The sequence below is a fragment of the Alistipes sp. 56_sp_Nov_56_25 genome, assembly GCF_001915285.1.
In the GTDB taxonomy this organism is placed as follows: domain Bacteria; phylum Bacteroidota; class Bacteroidia; order Bacteroidales; family Rikenellaceae; genus Alistipes; species Alistipes shahii.
This window is the reverse complement of sequence record NZ_MNQF01000067.1, coordinates 1-16,521: the sequence shown is the minus strand read 5'-3', so window position 1 is coordinate 16,521 and position 16,521 is coordinate 1. Positions and strand designations below refer to the sequence as shown.

The window sequence follows — 16,521 nt, the reverse complement described above, 5'->3', positions numbered from 1 at the left end:
TCCGATTATCCATGGCGAAAGATTTTACACCCTCCTCCCGCAACCGGGAGGCGTTCGAGGCGATGACCGATACCGTCGGCAACGTACCCCCGCAGGCGGTCGAGCTGGAGGAGGCCGTGCTCGGTGCGCTGATGCTCGAAAAGGACTGCATCATCACCGTGCAGGAGTTCGTCTCCCCCGAGGCGTTCTACACCGAGGAACACCGCCTGATCTACAAGGCGATCAACGAACTGTCGATGGAGCTGAAACCCATCGACCTCTATACCGTGACCGAGCGGCTCAAGGCCAAGAAGGAGCTGAAGAAGGTGGGCGGCGCTTCGTACCTCGCGCAGCTGACCCAGAAGGTCGGTTCGGCGGCCAACGTCGAGTTCCACGCCAAGATCATCGCCCAGAAATACGTGCAGCGCGAGCTGATCCGCTCGGCGACCGAGATTCAGAAACGCTCCTACGACGAGTCGACCGACGTCACGGAGCTGATCGGTTACGCCGAAGGCGAGATCTTCAAGGTCGCCGAGGGGCACGTCAAACGTTCGGTGCAGTCGTCCAAGGACATCCTGGCCCGGGCGCTGATGCAGATCGAGGAGGCGTCGAAGAACACCAGCGCCTTCAGCGGTGTGCCGTCGGGCTTCATGGCTCTGGACCGCGTGACGCTGGGCTGGCAGCTGTCCGACCTGATCATCGTCGCCGCGCGTCCCTCGATGGGTAAGACAGCCTTCGTGCTCTCGATGGCCCGCAATATGGCCGTCGACCACGAGCAGGGCGTGGCGTTCTTTTCGCTCGAAATGTCCTCCGTGCAGCTGATGATGCGTCTGATCATCGCCGAGACGGGACTTTCGGGCAACGACGTCAAGTCGGGGCGTCTGACGCCCGAGCAGTGGCGGCACCTCGAATCGGCCACCAAGCCGTTGGGCACGGCGCCGTTGTTCATCGACGACACCCCGGCCCTTTCGGTCTTCGAGTTCCGCTCGAAGGCCCGGCGTCTGAAAATTCATAACGACATCAAGATCATCATCATCGACTACCTCCAGCTGATGACCGGCAATCAGGACACGAAGGGCAACCGCGAGCAGGAGGTGGCCTTCATCTCGCGTACGCTGAAGGCCATCGCCAAGGAGCTGAACGTGCCGATGATCGCCCTTTCGCAGTTGAGCCGCGCCACCGAAATGCGCGGCGGCTCGAAGCGTCCCCAGCTGTCGGACCTCCGCGAGTCGGGCGCCATCGAGCAGGACGCCGACATCGTGGCCTTCATCCACCGTCCGGAGTATTACGGCATCAACCAGGACGAGAACGGCATGCCCACGGCGGGCATGGCCGAGATCATCCTTGCCAAGCACCGTAACGGCGCGGTGTGCGACGTGAACCTGCGCTTCCTGAAGGAGCAGGCCCGCTTCGCCGACGTGGAGGACTCGATGCTGCCGCCCGCGCAGGCGGCGGAGAGCCAGCAGGCCTACGACGACTACGCCAGCGGTTCGAACAGCCAGCCGGGGACGTCGGGCCTCGGTGCGGCGATGGGCGGGGAGTTCGACGTCAACCGCTCGACGAAGATCGACGACGAAGCGCCTTTTTAGCCATGTTCGTTCGTACATTTGCAGGAGCGGTCGCCGGGATCGACGCCGTGGCGGTGACCGTCGAGGTCAACATCGCCGGCGGCGGTCTGGGCATGTACCTCGTGGGACTGCCCGACAATGCCGTGAAGGAGAGCGAACAGCGCATCCGGGCGGCGTTCGAGAACTCGGGCGAGCGGATGTCGGGCAAGAAGGTGGTTGTGAGCCTCGCTCCGGCCGACCTGCGCAAGGAGGGGTCGGGTTTCGACCTGCCGATCGCCGTGGGAATCCTCGCGGCGATGGGCCGCATCGACGCCGGGGCGGTCGCCGGGACGATGTTCGTCGGCGAACTGTCGCTCGACGGCTCGCTCAAACCCGTGCGGGGCGTGCTTCCCGTTGCGGTCCGGGCGCGTTCGGAGGGGCTGCGGCGGGTGGTGCTGCCGGTGGAAAACGCGGCGGAGGCCGCGGTTGTCGACGGCATCGAGGTGATCGGCGCCACGACCTTGCGCCAGGTCGTCGGATACCTGAACGGCGAGGCGGAGATTGCGCCTGCCGTGCCGGCCGACGACGAACCGTTCGATGCGGCGGCGACGCACTATGCGGAGGATTTCGCCGACGTGCGGGGCCAGACGCATGTGAAACGCGCGCTGGAGATCGCGGCGGCGGGAGGGCACAACGTCATCATGGTCGGTGCGCCGGGTTCGGGCAAGACGATGCTCGCACGGCGTCTGCCGACGATCCTGCCGCCGCTTTCGCGCGAAGAGGCGCTCGAAACGACCAAGATACACTCCGTGGCGGGCAAGGCGGGCGTGACGGGCGGGCTGATGACCCGGCGGCCGTTTCGCGCTCCGCATCATACGGCTTCGCAGGTTGCCGTGATCGGCGGCGGGCAGTCGCCCCGGCCGGGCGAGGTGTCGCTGGCCCACAACGGCGTGCTGTTCCTCGATGAGCTGCCCGAATTCGGGCGCAGCGTGCTCGAAGTGCTGCGGCAGCCGCTGGAGGAGAAGAAGATCGTGGTTTCGCGGGCCAGATACAGCGTCGAATACCCGGCGAATTTTACGCTCGTGGCGGCGATGAATCCCTGCCCGTGCGGCTATTACAACCACCCGACGAAGGAGTGCACCTGTTCTCCGGGGTCGGTGCACCGCTATATGGGGCGCATTTCGGGTCCGCTGATGGACCGCATCGACCTGCATGTGGAGGTGACGCCCGTGACTCCGCAGGAGTTGTCGGCGGCTGCGCCGGGCGAGGCGAGCGCTGCGGTTCGCGAACGGGTCGTCCGGGCGCGGGCGGTGCAGGAGGCGCGCTTCGGCGGTGTCGAGGGGGTTCATACCAACTCGATGATGAACAGCGCGATGCTGCGCGAATACTGCCGCCTCGATGCGGCTTCGGCCGCGCTGCTGGAGCGGGCCATGGAGCGGTTGTCGCTCTCGGCGCGGGCCTACGACCGTATCCTGAAGGCGGCGCGCACGATCGCCGACCTGGCGGGACGCGCCGATATCGTTCAGGCGGACATCGCCGAGGCGATCAACTACCGGTCGCTGGACCGGGGGAACTGGGGACGATGATTCTGCCGCCCCGGCGGCAGAATCAATTAAAAATTAAGAATTAAAAATTAGATACGATGAAACGCATCATTCTTTCCGGAGGTGGAACCGGAGGCCATATCTACCCGGCCGTGGCTGTTGCCGAGGCCTTGAAACGGCGTTTCGGCGACGGGGTGGAGATTCTCTTCGTCGGGGCCGAGGGCAAGATGGAGATGGAGAAGGTCCCGGCGCTGGGCTACCGCATCGTGGGCTTGCCGATCGCGGGCCTTCAGCGGCGGCTGGACTGGCGCAACCTGGCGGTGCCGTTCAAGGCGGTGAAGAGCATCCGGATGGCGAAGAGGATCATCCGCGACTTCGGGGCCGACGCCGTGGTGGGCTTCGGCGGCTATGCCAGCGCTCCGGTGCTGTGGGCCGCGCAGCGGATGGGCGTGCCGACCGTGATTCAGGAGCAGAACTCCTATGCGGGCGTGACGAATAAAATCCTCGCGAAGGGCGCGCGGCGCATCTGCACGGCTTACGAAGGCATGGAACGCTTTTTCCCGGCGGCGAAGATCGTCCTGACGGGCAATCCCCTGCGGGGCCGCTTTTCGAAGGAGGGCGCCGACCGCGCCGAGGCGTTGGAATATTACGGGCTGACGCCTGATCTTCCGGTGATCCTGGTGGTTGGCGGGTCGCTCGGCACGCGGTCGCTGAACGAGATGATGAAGGCATGGATCGTCGGGACGGACGGCAAGGCCCCCGTGCAGGTGATCTGGCAGACGGGCAAGTACTACGAGCGCGAAATGCAGGCCTTTCTGGCCGCGCACCCCGCCGCGCACGTCTGGCAGGGGGCTTTCATCGACCGCATGGACTACGCCTACGCCGCGGCCGATCTGGTCGTCTCGCGCAGCGGGGCCGGGACGGTCTCCGAGTTGTGCCTCGTTGCCAAGCCGGTGCTGTTCGTTCCGTCGCCCAACGTGGCCGAGGACCATCAGACCAAAAACGCCCGGGCGCTGGAGGCGAAGGGCGCGGCGGTGGTCGTTCCGGACGCCGAGTGCCGGACGAAGGCGATGCCGCGGGCCGTGGAGCTGCTGGCGGATCGGGAGACGCTGGCGGCGATGAGCCGCAATCTGGAGGCGCTGGCCAGGCCCGACGCCGCGGAAGATATTGTCAATGAGATTGTAAAGGTAATGAAGTGATGGAATACAAGAACGTCTATTTTCTGGGTATCGGCGGCATCGGCATGAGTGCCCTGGCGCGCTATTTTCTGCACGGGGGGTATGCCGTCGCGGGCTATGACCGCACGCCTTCGCACCTGACCGGCGAACTCGAAGCGGAGGGCGCGGCGGTCCACTATGAGGACGACGTGCGGCTGATCCCCGAAGGATTTCTCGACCCGAAGAAGACGATGGTCGTCTACACCCCGGCCGTGCCGCAGGATCACGGCGAATACCGCTATTTTCGCGAACACGGTTTCTGCGTCGAGAAGCGTTCGCAGATGCTGGGGCATCTTGCGGAGGGCAAATACGTGATGGCCGTGGCGGGCACGCACGGCAAGACCACCACTTCGACGATGGTGGCATGGCTCAACCGCGCGCTGACGGGCGGCGGCTCGGCTTTTCTGGGGGGCATTTCGAAGAATTTCGGCGGCAATCTGGTGCTGGGCGACGGCGGGAGACTGGCTGTCGAGGCCGACGAGTTCGACCGGTCGTTCCTGCGGCTGTATCCCGACGTGGCGGTGGTCACCTCGGCCGACGCCGACCACCTCGACATCTACGGGACGCACGAGGCGGTGAAGGAGGCCTTCTCGCAGTTCGTGCGGCAGATCCGGCCGGGCGGCTCGCTCATCATCAAGCGGGGCGTCGACATCGTGATCGACAACCCCGGGATCGCCGTATACCGTTATTCCTACGACGAGCCGTGCGATTTCTACGCCCGCAACGTGCAGCTGCTCGAAGGGGGGCATTACCGTTACGACCTGGTGACACCCTCGGGCGCGTTCGAGGGGTGCACGCTGGGCGTTCCGGGGTGGGTCAACATCGAAAACGCGGTCGCGGCCGTCGCTTCGGTGTGGTGCGCCGCGAAGGCCGGAGGAACTCCGCTGGATGCCGATAAGCTGCGCGGCGCGCTGGCCTCGTTCTCGGGGGTGAAACGGCGTTTCGAGTTCTATGTCAACACCCCGAAGCAGGTCTATATGGACGACTACGCCCATCATCCGCGCGAGCTGGCCGCAACGCTCACCTCCGTGCGGAAGATGTTCCCCGGGCGGCGGATCACGGCGCTGTTCCAGCCCCACCTCTACACCCGTACGCGCGACCTCCATGCGGAGTTCGCCGAGGCGTTGTCGCATGCCGACGAAGTGGTGCTGCTGCCCATCTACCCGGCGCGCGAGGAGCCGATTCCGGGCATCACCTCGGAGATCATCGCCCGACGGGTCGCCGCGCCGTGCCGTATCGTCGACCGCGACCATTTGGCCGACGAGGTGGCCGCGATGGACACCGACGTTGTGATCAGCTTCGGCGCCGGCAATATCGACGCCTGCTGCCCCGCATTGGCGGAGCGATTAAAAATGAAAAGCTAAATATTAAAAATACAGGCATCTGTTTTTGGCATTTTCGTTTCCGGCTGGAGTTGATGAGGTCTCTTTTGCTTGACAAAAACGACTTCTTGCGTGGCTTGGAATCTGCCTGAATGATTTTTCATAATTTTTAATAGTGATGTCCCGCTACCTCCGATACACGCTTCTGACCCTGCTGTGGGTCGCCGTGGCCGCATACATCGTCTTTGCGGCCTCGGCGGTGCGGCGCGTGCGCAGGACGGGTACGGTCGGAAGGCTGGAGATCGAGGTGGTGGACAGCTCTTCGCAGGGACATCTGGTCTCGGCGGCGATGGTCCGCCAGTGGATTTCACATGCCGGAATCAAGACACTCGGCACGGCAGTTGATGCGGTGGACCTGACGGGTATCGAACGACTGATCGCCCGCAACGGATTCGTGGATAAAACGGTTGCCTATGTCTCCTACGGGGGAACGCTGCACATCGAGATCAGCCAGCGCAAGCCGCTGGTGCGCCTGCTTACCGACGGCATGAACGCCTACGTGACCGCCGACGGCTATGTCTTCGCCGCGCCCCGCGCCTCGTCGCTCTACGTGCCGGTGGTCACCGGCAGTTACCGTCCTCCCTTCCCTGCGTCGTACGTCGGGAGCGTGCGGGAGCATATCGACCTGCGTCTCGGCGAGATTGACGAACGCATCGCCGAACTCGAACGCGAGAAATACCCTCTCTACCGGCGTGAGATGGAGAACGACCGCAACATTTCGGCCCTGCGCCGCATGCGCATCAAGCGGCAGTGGTGGCGGCTGGAAGGTTCGCGGGAGTTCGATGCGCGGGTCGACGCGCTGCGCGAGAAAAAAGCCGGCCTGCGCCGCACCTACCGCTACCGGGCGGGCGTGATCCGCGAGGAGATCGAGCGTATCGCCGGGTTGCAGGAGGCCGAGCGGCGGAAACAAAAAAAGTTGGAGAAAAGCTACGAAGATTTCATGAAACTCCTTACCTTTGTAGAAACTGTCGAAGACGATGATTTCTGGAGGTCGGAAGTGGTGCAGATCACCGCGAAAACGACCCCCAGCGGAGCATTGGAGGTGGAACTTACGCCCCGCAGCGGCCGCTTCGCCGTGCTTTTCGGCCGGCTGGAGGACGTGGAGCGCAAGTTCGACAAACTGTTGCGGTTTTACCGCAGCGGCCTCTCGTCGATCGGCTGGAGCGAATACCGCACTATTGACATCAGATATAACGACCAGGTGGTTTGCAAGAAGTAAAAGGATTATACCGTGGAAAAAAAGAATTATACCGTTGCCGTCGATTTGGGCTGCTCGTCGGTCGTGGTGGCCGTCGGGGAGAAGACGCCCGAAGGCCTGCTTGACGTGGCGTGTGTCGTCACGAAGCCCGTCGAGGGAGTCAATGCGGGCCGGATCGAGAATATCGAACTGGTGAGCCGCGCCATCCGCGAGGCCGTGTCGGAGGCCGAGCAGCAGCTCGGAATCCGCATCACGGAGGCGTATGCCGGTATCTCGGGCGACTTCGTGCGCTGTGCGCGCCATACCGACCATGTCTTCGTCTACGATCCCCAGAACGGCGTCAACCAGAAGGACGTCGATGCGCTGTTCGACCGCATGCGCAACGTGCAGGCCCCCGACGACGAGACCATTATGGAGCGCGTGCCCCAGAACTACATGGTCGACGACAACCAGGAGGTGCGCAATCCCGTGGGTTCGTTCGGCAAGAAACTTTCGTCGACGTTCAACTTCATCCTTTGCCTCAAAACCCCGATGCAGCGTCTCGATATGGCCCTGAAACGCCTCGGCATCAAGATGCTGGGCGTCATGTCCGACGCGCTGGCGACGCCCGAAGCGGTGTTGCTGCCCGATGAGAAGGAGGAGGGCGTGGCCGTGGTCGACGTCGGCGGCGGCGTCACCGACGTGACGGTCTATTACCGCAACGTGGTGCGTTACGTCGCTTCGATCCCGATGGGCGCATCGGCCATCAACCGCGACATCCGCACGATGAGCGTTCCCGAGAAACACGTCGAGAGCCTCAAGCAGAAATACGGTTCGGCGGTCGCCGAACTGGCTCCCGAGGACAAGCTGATCCGCGTCAACGGCCGTACGGCCCGCGAGGCGAAGGACATTCTGCTGCGCAACCTGGCCACGGTGATCGAGGCCCGCGCCACGGACATCGCGGAGTTCGTGCAACAGGAGATCAAGGATTCGGGATACGCCGGGAAACTGGCCTACGGCATCGTGCTGACGGGCGGTTCGGCCAAATTGAAGGACCTCGACGAACTGTTCCGCCGCGTGACGGGCATGGACGTGCGTGTCGCTGTGCCCGAGACGGGAATCACCGGGGAGTCGAAGGAGAAGGTTGCGGACGCCGCTTTCTCGACCGCCGTGGGCATCCTGCTCAAGGGGGCCGAACTGGGCGGCTGCGCCGTCATCGAGCACCCCGCGGCTCCTCGTTCCGAGCCGCACCGGCCTTTCACGCCGCCGCAGCCCGCAGCGGGCGGGTTCAAGGCTCCGCAGCCGCGTGCTGCCCAGCCCTATACGCCTCCCGTGCCGGCTTCGGAACCCGATTCCGGGGTGCCGGCCGGAGCCGAAGCGGCCGGACGGCCGGCCGAAGAGCGTGCCGACGAGCCGCCGGTGATCGAACCGAAGCGCAGCCGCAACTGGGGTGCGATCTTCCAGAAGACCTTCGACAAAATCAATAAGAGTTTCTCGGCCGCCGAGGACGAAGAGATTTAGACATACCGGGGAATACGGAAGGCGATGGACGAATTGATGGCAGAGATACAGGTTCCGCGGGACGAATCCTCGTTGATTATGGTGATCGGCGTGGGCGGCGCAGGCTGCAATGCCGTGTCTAACATGTGGCATGCGGGAGTGAAAGGCGTCACCTATCTGGCCTGCAATACAGACCGGAAATCTTTGAATATCAATCCCGTCAGCAATAAGGTCCGCCTCGGGACCGAAGGCCTTGGGGCCGGAAACCGTCCCGAACGGGGGCGGGATGCGGCGATCGCTTCGTTGGAGGACATCCGCCGTTATCTGATGGAATCGGGTTGCCGGATGGTGTTCATTACCGCCGGCATGGGCGGAGGAACCGGAACCGGAGCGGCTCCGGTCATCGCCAAACTGGCCAAGGAGATGGAAATGCTGACGGTAGGTATTGTCACTTCGCCGCTGGTGAGCGAGGGAAAACGGCGTTGGAAACAGGCCATGGAGGCTATCGCCCAGTTGGAGCAGAATGTCGATGCGCTGTTGGTGATCGACAATGACAACGTGGTGCGGGCTTATGACGATCTTCCGCTGCATGAGGCTTTCAGCCGCGCCGACGATGTGTTGAGCACAGCTACGCGGGGAATTGCCGAGATCGTGACCCGGGAAAGCGACTTGGTGGGCGTTGACTTCGCCGATGTGGCCGAAGTGATGCGCAATTGCGGCCGGGCGCATATGAGCGTGACTTCGGCATGCGGTGAAAACCGGGTCGACAAGGTTCTGAAAGCGTCGCTTTGCTCCCCGTTATTGGGTCATCAGGAGATTACCGGGGCGAAAAATATCCTGTTGAATTTTTCGGTTCCGGACTCCGATGAACTGAAAACCCGGGAGGTGAAGCAGGTGCTGGACCTTATTCAGCGTTATGCCAATGGCGATCGGAAGAATGTGTGATTGAGTGAAACCAATATCATTTGGGGGACGAGTATCAATCCGCAGATGGAGTCGGGTACTTTGGAACTGGTGATTATAGCTACGGGATTCGAGGTCCCGGATACGAATCCCGGCGTTGCCGGATGGGAGGATGGTCCGTCACGGACGAGGGCGCATGTTTTTGCCGTGTCGGAAAATCCCGAACGCCCGGAAATCCCGGAAAAAGGGCGGGAAGAGCCTGTGATGGCCGGCGACGGTGAGACTTTGCAGGGCGTATGGGGTGAACTGTCCCGAAAGGTTTCGGGTTGGGTTGGCCGGGTTTTCGAGGGAGAGGACACCCCCATGGAGTGACGGAATTCCGGAATAAATTGAGTTAAGGAGATAAAGAATCAAAGGATATGACAGACGAATTGATGTCGGAAATCAAGGTCCCGCGCACGGACGGCTCGATCATTACGGTGGTCGGCGTCGGCGGCGCAGGGGGCAATGCCGTAAACCATATGTGGAACCTCGGGATCAGGGGCGTTACGTTCATGGTCTGCAACACCGACCAGCAGGCGCTCGACAAAAGCCCCGTTGAGCGGAAGATCCGCCTCGGCTCCGAAGGTCTCGGAGCCGGGAACGATCCGGAGAACGGCCGCCGCGCGGCCGTCGAGTCGCTGCCCGAAATCCGTCAGGTGCTCGAAGAGGCCGGTACGAAGATGCTCTTCATCACCGCCGGCATGGGCGGCGGAACGGGCACGGGAGCATCGCCCGTCATCGCCAAGCTGGCCAAGGAGATGGGGCTGCTGACCGTGGCCATCGTCACCTCGCCGCTGGCCGTCGAGGGCAAGATCCGTTACGAACAGGCGTTCCGCGGTATCGAGGAGCTGCGCCAGAACACCGATTCGCTGCTGATCATCAACAACGAAAACATTCTGGAAATCTACGGCCGCCTCTCGCTGAAGCAGGCTTTCGGCAAGGCCGACGACATTCTGGCCTCTGCGGCCAAGGGTATCGCGGAGATCATCACCGTCGAGAGCGATCTGGTGAACGTCGACTTCGCCGATGTCTCGAAGGTGATGCGCAACAGCGGCCGGGCGCATATGGCCGTGGCTACGGCCGACGGCGACAAGCGCGCCGAGGCGGTGGCCGAAGCGTCGCTGCGCTCCCCGCTGCTGGATCACAACCTGATTTCGGGCGCCAAGAACATCCTGCTGAATATTTCGGTGTCGGACGCCGACGCCCTGATGTACGAGGAGGTGGTGCAGATTCTGGAGTATATTCAGGCCCACGCCAGCGTGCAGGACGACAACGGGGTGATCCACAACGCCAACATCATTTGGGGTACGAGCGAGAAGCCGCAGCTGGGCAATTTCATCGAGCTGGTGGTCGTGGCCACGGGATTCGAAGGCGACGCGCAGCCCGGCGTGATGAAGCAGATCATTCCCCCGGTCCGCACCGTCGAACCGGCCGTCAAGGAGACGTCCGCCGCGGCACCCGTGCTGGAGCCGATCAAACCCCTGCCCCCCAAACCCGCCCAGCGTCAGCCCGAACTGGTGATGCTCGGCGCCAAGCCGACCCGTTACAGCAACATCGACACCCTGCTGGCCAAACCCGCCTACCAGTCGCGCAACTCGAAGTTCATCGTGCGCGTCCCCGGCAGCCGCAAGGAGGTGCTGAAGGACGATACGACCGATGCCCAGGCGCAGAAAGAGGAGTCGCAGGGCGGCTCGCTATTCGATTAACTAACCGATTTTCAATTTGGAAGACGCGCATTCCTGGATTACGTTCAACGGGTTTTCACCCCATATCGCCGTGCTTTGCGCGGTGACGCTCTGCCTGTTGTGTGTTTCGGCGCTCGTTTCGGGGGCCGAGACTTCTTTTTTCTCCCTCTCGCACAATGACATACGCCATTTGCAGAGCCGCAGAAGCGCATCGGCCGCCGCCATGCTGCGGCTGCTGGCGAACGTCGACCTGCTGCTGGCCACGATCCTGGTGGTCAACAATCTGGTGAATATCTGCATCGTCATCCTCACGGCCGGGATCATCGACTCGGTCTTCACTTTCCTGCGGTTCGAGTTCCTGTTCAAGACCGTGCTGGTGACTTTCCTGCTGCTGCTTTTCGGCGAGATACTGCCCAAAGTGCTGGCGCAGACGATTCCCCTGCGCTTCGCCTCGATGGTGGCCCGTCCGCTGCTGGTGCTGCGGTGGGTTTTCTATCCGCTCTCCTATGCGCTGGTCCGCACGAGCAGCCGCATCAGTGAAAAGGCCGCGCACAAGAGCGAGATTTCGCTCGACGAACTGGCCGACGCCGTCGACATGACGCAGAGTTCCAGCCCCGAGGAGCACGTGATGCTTTCGGGCATCGTCAACTTCGTCAATACCGAAGTGCAGGAGATTATGAAACCCCGTGTGGACATCACGGCGCTCTCCATGACGGCCGATTACGAGACGGTCAAGAGGACGATCATCGAATCGGGCTTCTCGCGCATCCCGGTCTACGAGGAGGATGTGGACAATATCCGCGGGACGCTCTACGTCAAGGACCTGCTGCCCTACATCAACAACGGCGGCGATTTCGCGTGGCAGCAGTTGATCCGCAAACCCTATTTCGTCCCCGAGCACAAAAAGATCAACGACCTGCTGGCCGACTTCCAGTCGAACAAGGTCCACATGGCCATCGTCGTCGACGAGTACGGTTCGACGCTGGGGCTGGTGTCGCTCGAAGACATCATCGAAGAGATCGTCGGCGAGATTTCCGACGAGAGCGACAACGACGAGTGCTTCTACACGCGGCTCGACGCCAAGAGCTATATTTTCGAGGGAAAGACCCACCTCGGGGATTTCGAGCGTATCCTCGACATCGGCGAGGACGTTTTCGCCGACGTCCGGGGCGAGGCCGAAACCCTTGCCGGGCTGATGCTCGAACTCAAACGCGACTTTCCGCGCAAAGGCGACGTCTTCACTTCGCACGACCTGCGTTTCACGGTGCAGGAGATGGACGGCCACCGGGTCGATAAAATCCGCGTCGACCTTCAATGATTCCGGCCCTGTGGACATCGCCGCCGCTGACGGCCGAAGAGTCCGCCCGGTGGACGACTTCCGAAGAACGTGCCGCGGCAGCCGGGTTCGTGTCGGAACGCCGCCGGGCCGAGTTCCTTACGTGGCGGGCTGTGGTGCGCCGCGAACTGGGGGACGACGTCGGGATCGCCTACGATGCGCTGGGCGCCCCGGTGCTGACGAACCGGGCCGTCCATATCTCCGTCGCCCATTGCGCCGGCCGCATCGCGGTCTGCGCCTCCCCGGAGCGTTGCGCCGTGGACATCGAACCCGCAACGCGCGATTTCAGACGCGCCGCGAGCCGCTACCTGACGCCTGAAGAGGAGGCCCTTTCCGACGACCCGCTTCTGCCGGGGATCGTCTGGTGTGCAAAAGAGACGCTCTACAAGTATGCCGGACGCCGGGAGCTGGATTTCCGGAGGGATCTGCACGTCGTGCGGCTCGACCTTGCTGCCGGGACGCTGGCGGGACGGATCGGAAACGGAGAGCCGGTCAGGCTCTCCGTCTCTCTGGACGAAGGTTTTATCCTCGTATATATTCTTTAGAATGCTTCCGAAGCGGTGAACAGGAACGCCGAGGATCGCTTGCGGTCCCACGGCAGATTCTGGTTGCCGAAATTGCCCCAGCCGTAATCGAGGCGGATGTTCATGCGGTTCTTGAATTCGAAGCGGTAGCCGCAGCCGAAACTGCAAAGCGTGTTTCCCCAGCGGAATTTCTCCGTGCCCCAGACCTGCCCGCCGCCGATCCATCCCACGATGCCGTGGCGGCGGTAGATTTTCTGCCGCAGTTCGATCTGCGTTTCCACCAGTTTTTTGTCGCGGTAGCGTCCCTCGTAGTAACCGCGCATGCGTTCCATGCCGCCCATTTTGGCGTACATGTGCCACGAGGGGGTTCCGGTCGTGGCGTCGGCGTAGAGGTCGCAGGCCAGCACGGCCCCTTTCCAGAGTTTCTGGTAGAAGTCGAAGGTCAGCGTGAAGTGTCCGAACGTGCGGCGCGTGTTTCCCAGCCATTCGGGATACCATTTGGCCTCGGCCTTGATGAAGATGCCCTTCGAGGCGTTGAACGTCACGTCGCGCGTGTCGTACTGGGCGAAAAGCCCGACATTGGCGTTGAAGGCGTTGGGCTTGTCGCCCGTCGTGGCGATGTAATTCGAGAACGGGTCCTGTTTCGCAGGGTCGTAGCGTCCCTCCTGCCAGAGGTTGTAAAGCTCGCCCATCTTGCCGCCCGGAACCGGTTTTCCGGACTCTACGTCGGCCTGGATGCCGTTCATGCGGTCGGCCATGCCCGAATTTTTGTACTTGGCTCCGGAGTAGTCGATGCCGCCGCTGACGCCGATGTAGAAGCGGCCCACGAGCGAGGTGCAGTAGGAGATGCGGAAGGCGCCCATCGTCGTGGTGAGGTCCTGGGCGTAACCCTCCTTGCCGGCGTTGTAACCCACGCCGTAGAAGGCGCCGGGGAAGTAGACGAATGCGCCCGAGTAGCTCAGCCGCTGTTTGTTGTGGTTGTAGATGTTGTCGCCCGAAAAGCGCAGCAGCACGAATTTCTCGGTCGTGAAGTTGCCGTAAATCGAAATGTTCGACGGTGCGGTGACCGAGTCGGTGCGGTCGAGCCGGTAGAGTCCCGCCAGCAGGAATCCGATGCCGAAGCCTACGTCCGAGGAGTAGTTGGGTCCCGGGGCGATGCTCCAGTCGATCTTCTTTTCGAAGGTGCGGTCCACGTTCGAACGGCTGTAATAGTCGATGATGCGGCGGATCAGCCCCGGACGTTTCACCGGAGCGGCGAGGGCTGAAGTGTCGGCCATCCGGACGTGCCTGGCGTTCGGGTGCGCCTCGGCCTGTCCGATCTGTGAAAGCGTAGTTTCGGTCGATGGGAAATTCTCCTTCGAGGTGTCCTTGTTCTGGGCCGACGCGCGCAGCGCGGCTGTCGTCAGCAAAACGGTGAGGAGAAGGAAACAGGTCTTTTTCATGAATTTGGAGCTCGGAGTCGACAGCAAAGATAACCAATATTTCCGGTTGCGCAAAATGAACAATCCCAACCCCCGGAAGTAGTAACGAAACGGGTAAAAATTCCTACCTTTGCGGCAATTCAAACAATTGCCGCCCATGGAAATCGCCGCACCGCAACTGCTCCGGGAGTCAGCAGCGTCCGCTGATCCCGTTCGGATGACCCGTGACGAGGAGATCGCCGACGCTTCGTTCCGCGCTGCGGACTTCGCATCGCTCGACCGCGAGCACCTTTCGGTGCAGGGATGCCTCTTCACGGGCTGTCTCTTCGCGGGGAGCGTGCTTGCCCGTTCGCAGTTTTCGGACGTGGTTTTCCGCAACTGCGATTTCTCGAACGCCGACTTGCTGGGGTGCAGTCTCCACCGCGTACGGTTCGCCGACTGCAAACTTTCGGGAACGAATTTCGCCGAAACCGCGCTCAACCACCTGCTGTTCGAACGCTGCAAGGGCGAGTTCGCCAATTTCGCCTTTTCGCGGCTGCGCACGGTGCGTTTTGCGGGCTGTCCGATGCATGGCGCCGCTTTCGGGGACTGCCGTTTCGAACGTGTCGAGTTTGCGCAGTGCGACCTGACACAGGCCGAATTCTTCGGCACCCGCCTGCGCGGACTTTCTTTCGCCGATTCGGACATCCGCGGCATTCGCGTTCGCGAGATCGGACCGTTTGAATTGAAAGGATTGAAAATTAGTCCATTGCAGGCTGTTGAGCTGGCCCGCCTGCTGGGCGTCGAGATCGAAGAATAGAGATTTATTCAAAAAAATTACAAATTTTATAAAAAATCTTAATAAAATATTTGGAAGTTTGGTTTCCGCGCACTACTTTTGTCCTGTCTTAAATGATAAAATATTTTAAGAATTAATTAAAATTATTTAGTATGAAAGCAAGGATTAACGAGTGGTTCCGTACCGCCCTGATCATGTTGGGAGAGAGCATCAAACTGCGCGAGATGTAAAATCTCCCTTTCGGTAGACTTAAAAACTTAAACTTCGATAAACGAACAGCCCGGCTTTTGCAAGCCGGGGTGTTGTAGGTAATCGAATATGCAGAAAATAGTAAATATCTTGTTTACAGGTATTTAATTCTTTGTTCTGCATGTGTTCCGAGCAATAAAATTGCAGAATCGGGCAGGTTTGACGGTAAGTTATGTTACTTATCCGTTACCTGCCCGAAATGCTTTGATTTGCATTTAAGGCATTTGTTTTCAGTTCGTTGCATCGAATTTCCGCATAACAAATAACTTGACATTTACGTTTAACCCATCCAAAAGTTCAAGTTATTATGCAACGCAGCACTTTCAAAGTCCTTTTCTATGTGAAAAGGCAAGCCGAGAAATCGGGTCAGGTTCCCATTATGGGCCGTATCACCATCAACGGCACGATGTCGCAGTTCAGCTGCAAACTCACCGTTCGTTCTTCTCTCTGGGATGCCAAAGCGAACAAGGCGGCAGGTAAGAGCCTCGAATCGCAGCGCATCAACGAGAAGCTGGAAAATATCAAGACCAATATCGGCAAGCAATACCAACGCCTCTGCGACCGTGATTCGTATGTCACGGCCGAAAAGGTTCGCAACGCCTTCCTCGGTATGGGTGACGACTGCCGCCTGCTGTTGCAGACTTTTGACGAATACCTCGCAGGCTTTCTCAAACGTGTGGGCAAAGACCGCGCCTATTCCACCTACGAGGATTACTGTCTGCGTCGCAGGCGTCTCGCCGCTTTCCTCGAATACGAATACCACGTCAAGGACATTCCTTTCAAAGAGCTGAAGCGGGATTTTATCGAAAAGTTCGTCGTCTACCTCTCTACGGTAAAGGGGCTTGCTTCCGGGACGATCTGTGCCGGAGTCAAGAAACTGCGTCTGATGACCTACACGGCGTATAAGAACGGCTGGATTTCTGTCGATCCTTTCGCGGGGTTCCATGTCAGACCCCAATACGCCGAACGACGCTATTTGTCCGCTTCGGAATTGCAGGCCGTCATGGACGTCGAACTTCCCAACTACCGAACAGGCATCAACCGGGATGTCTTCGTTTTCTGCGCCTTTACGGGCCTGAGCCATTCGGACGTTGCAAAGCTGACTCACGCCGATATTCACACGGACGACAACGGGGATCATTGGATCATCGACAAACGGCAAAAGACAGGTACGCAGTTCCGTGTCAAGCTCCTTCCCGTCGCTGAAATGCTCTACAAGCGTTATAAGGATACATAT

The 16,521-nt window shown here is 60.9% G+C and carries 14 protein-coding genes; 13 read left to right on the top strand and 1 reads right to left on the bottom strand.

Features of this window, described 5'->3' with window-relative positions:
• The first annotated feature begins 11 nt into the window (after positions 1 to 11).
• The 11 genes from dnaB to BHV64_RS12950 all read left to right on the top strand — a co-directional run bounded on the left by dnaB (position 12) and on the right by BHV64_RS12950 (position 12,857).
• Positions 12 to 1,568 (top strand): replicative DNA helicase, encoded by a 1,557-nt coding sequence (gene dnaB / locus BHV64_RS13000; protein WP_015546989.1) that lies wholly within the window; start codon positions 12 to 14, stop codon positions 1,566 to 1,568.
• A 2-nt stretch (positions 1,569 to 1,570) separates the two neighbouring features.
• A complete protein-coding gene (locus BHV64_RS12995) occupies positions 1,571 to 3,112 on the top strand; it encodes a YifB family Mg chelatase-like AAA ATPase (protein WP_288116205.1) in 1,542 nt (513 codons plus the stop codon).
• A gap of 56 nt (positions 3,113 to 3,168) precedes the next feature.
• The gene (gene murG / locus BHV64_RS12990) at positions 3,169 to 4,269 is read left to right on the top strand and encodes an undecaprenyldiphospho-muramoylpentapeptide beta-N-acetylglucosaminyltransferase (RefSeq protein WP_138265785.1); all 1,101 of its coding nucleotides are present in this window, start codon (positions 3,169 to 3,171) and stop codon (positions 4,267 to 4,269) included.
• Positions 4,269 to 5,651, top strand: a complete 1,383-nt coding sequence (murC, locus tag BHV64_RS12985; RefSeq protein ID WP_015546992.1) for a UDP-N-acetylmuramate--L-alanine ligase — start codon at positions 4,269 to 4,271, stop codon at positions 5,649 to 5,651. The genes murG and murC overlap by 1 nt, the downstream gene beginning before the upstream one ends.
• Positions 5,652 to 5,787: 136 nt before the next feature.
• On the top strand, positions 5,788 to 6,888 hold the full coding sequence (locus tag BHV64_RS12980; protein ID WP_149886825.1) for a cell division protein FtsQ/DivIB: 1,101 nt from the start codon (positions 5,788 to 5,790) through the stop codon (positions 6,886 to 6,888).
• Between the two features lie 12 nt (positions 6,889 to 6,900).
• Positions 6,901 to 8,367, top strand: a complete 1,467-nt coding sequence (ftsA, locus tag BHV64_RS12975; RefSeq protein WP_288116203.1) for a cell division protein FtsA — start codon at positions 6,901 to 6,903, stop codon at positions 8,365 to 8,367.
• A gap of 36 nt (positions 8,368 to 8,403) precedes the next feature.
• The gene (locus BHV64_RS12970; protein WP_288116201.1) at positions 8,404 to 9,291 is read left to right on the top strand and encodes a cell division protein FtsZ; all 888 of its coding nucleotides are present in this window, start codon (positions 8,404 to 8,406) and stop codon (positions 9,289 to 9,291) included.
• Positions 9,292 to 9,621 (top strand): hypothetical protein, encoded by a 330-nt coding sequence (locus BHV64_RS12965; protein WP_288116199.1) that lies wholly within the window; start codon positions 9,292 to 9,294, stop codon positions 9,619 to 9,621.
• Between the two features lie 47 nt (positions 9,622 to 9,668).
• The gene (ftsZ, locus tag BHV64_RS12960) at positions 9,669 to 10,997 is read left to right on the top strand and encodes a cell division protein FtsZ (protein WP_022061685.1); all 1,329 of its coding nucleotides are present in this window, start codon (positions 9,669 to 9,671) and stop codon (positions 10,995 to 10,997) included.
• Between the two features lie 16 nt (positions 10,998 to 11,013).
• Positions 11,014 to 12,294 carry a gliding motility-associated protein GldE gene (gene gldE, locus BHV64_RS12955; RefSeq protein WP_022061684.1) on the top strand — a complete coding sequence of 427 codons (1,281 nt, stop codon included), beginning with the start codon at positions 11,014 to 11,016 and terminating at the stop codon, positions 12,292 to 12,294.
• A complete protein-coding gene (locus BHV64_RS12950; RefSeq protein ID WP_015546997.1) occupies positions 12,291 to 12,857 on the top strand; it encodes a 4'-phosphopantetheinyl transferase family protein in 567 nt (188 codons plus the stop codon). Before gldE ends, BHV64_RS12950 begins: the two co-directional genes overlap by 4 nt.
• Here BHV64_RS12950 and BHV64_RS12945 read toward each other — a convergent pair.
• On the bottom strand, positions 12,854 to 14,278 hold the full coding sequence (locus BHV64_RS12945; protein ID WP_288116196.1) for a hypothetical protein: 1,425 nt from the start codon (positions 14,276 to 14,278) through the stop codon (positions 12,854 to 12,856). The genes BHV64_RS12950 and BHV64_RS12945 overlap by 4 nt on opposite strands.
• Positions 14,279 to 14,414: 136 nt before the next feature.
• Here BHV64_RS12945 and BHV64_RS12940 point away from each other — a divergent pair, with 136 nt between their 5' ends.
• Together BHV64_RS12940 and BHV64_RS12935 are read left to right on the top strand one after the other, a co-directional pair.
• Complete coding sequence (locus BHV64_RS12940; RefSeq protein WP_195579287.1) at positions 14,415 to 15,056, top strand: pentapeptide repeat-containing protein; 642 nt, start codon at positions 14,415 to 14,417, stop codon at positions 15,054 to 15,056.
• Positions 15,057 to 15,591: 535 nt separating this feature from the next.
• Positions 15,592 to 16,521: site-specific integrase (locus BHV64_RS12935; RefSeq protein ID WP_288116193.1), on the top strand; the 930-nt coding region annotated here is incomplete at its 3' end.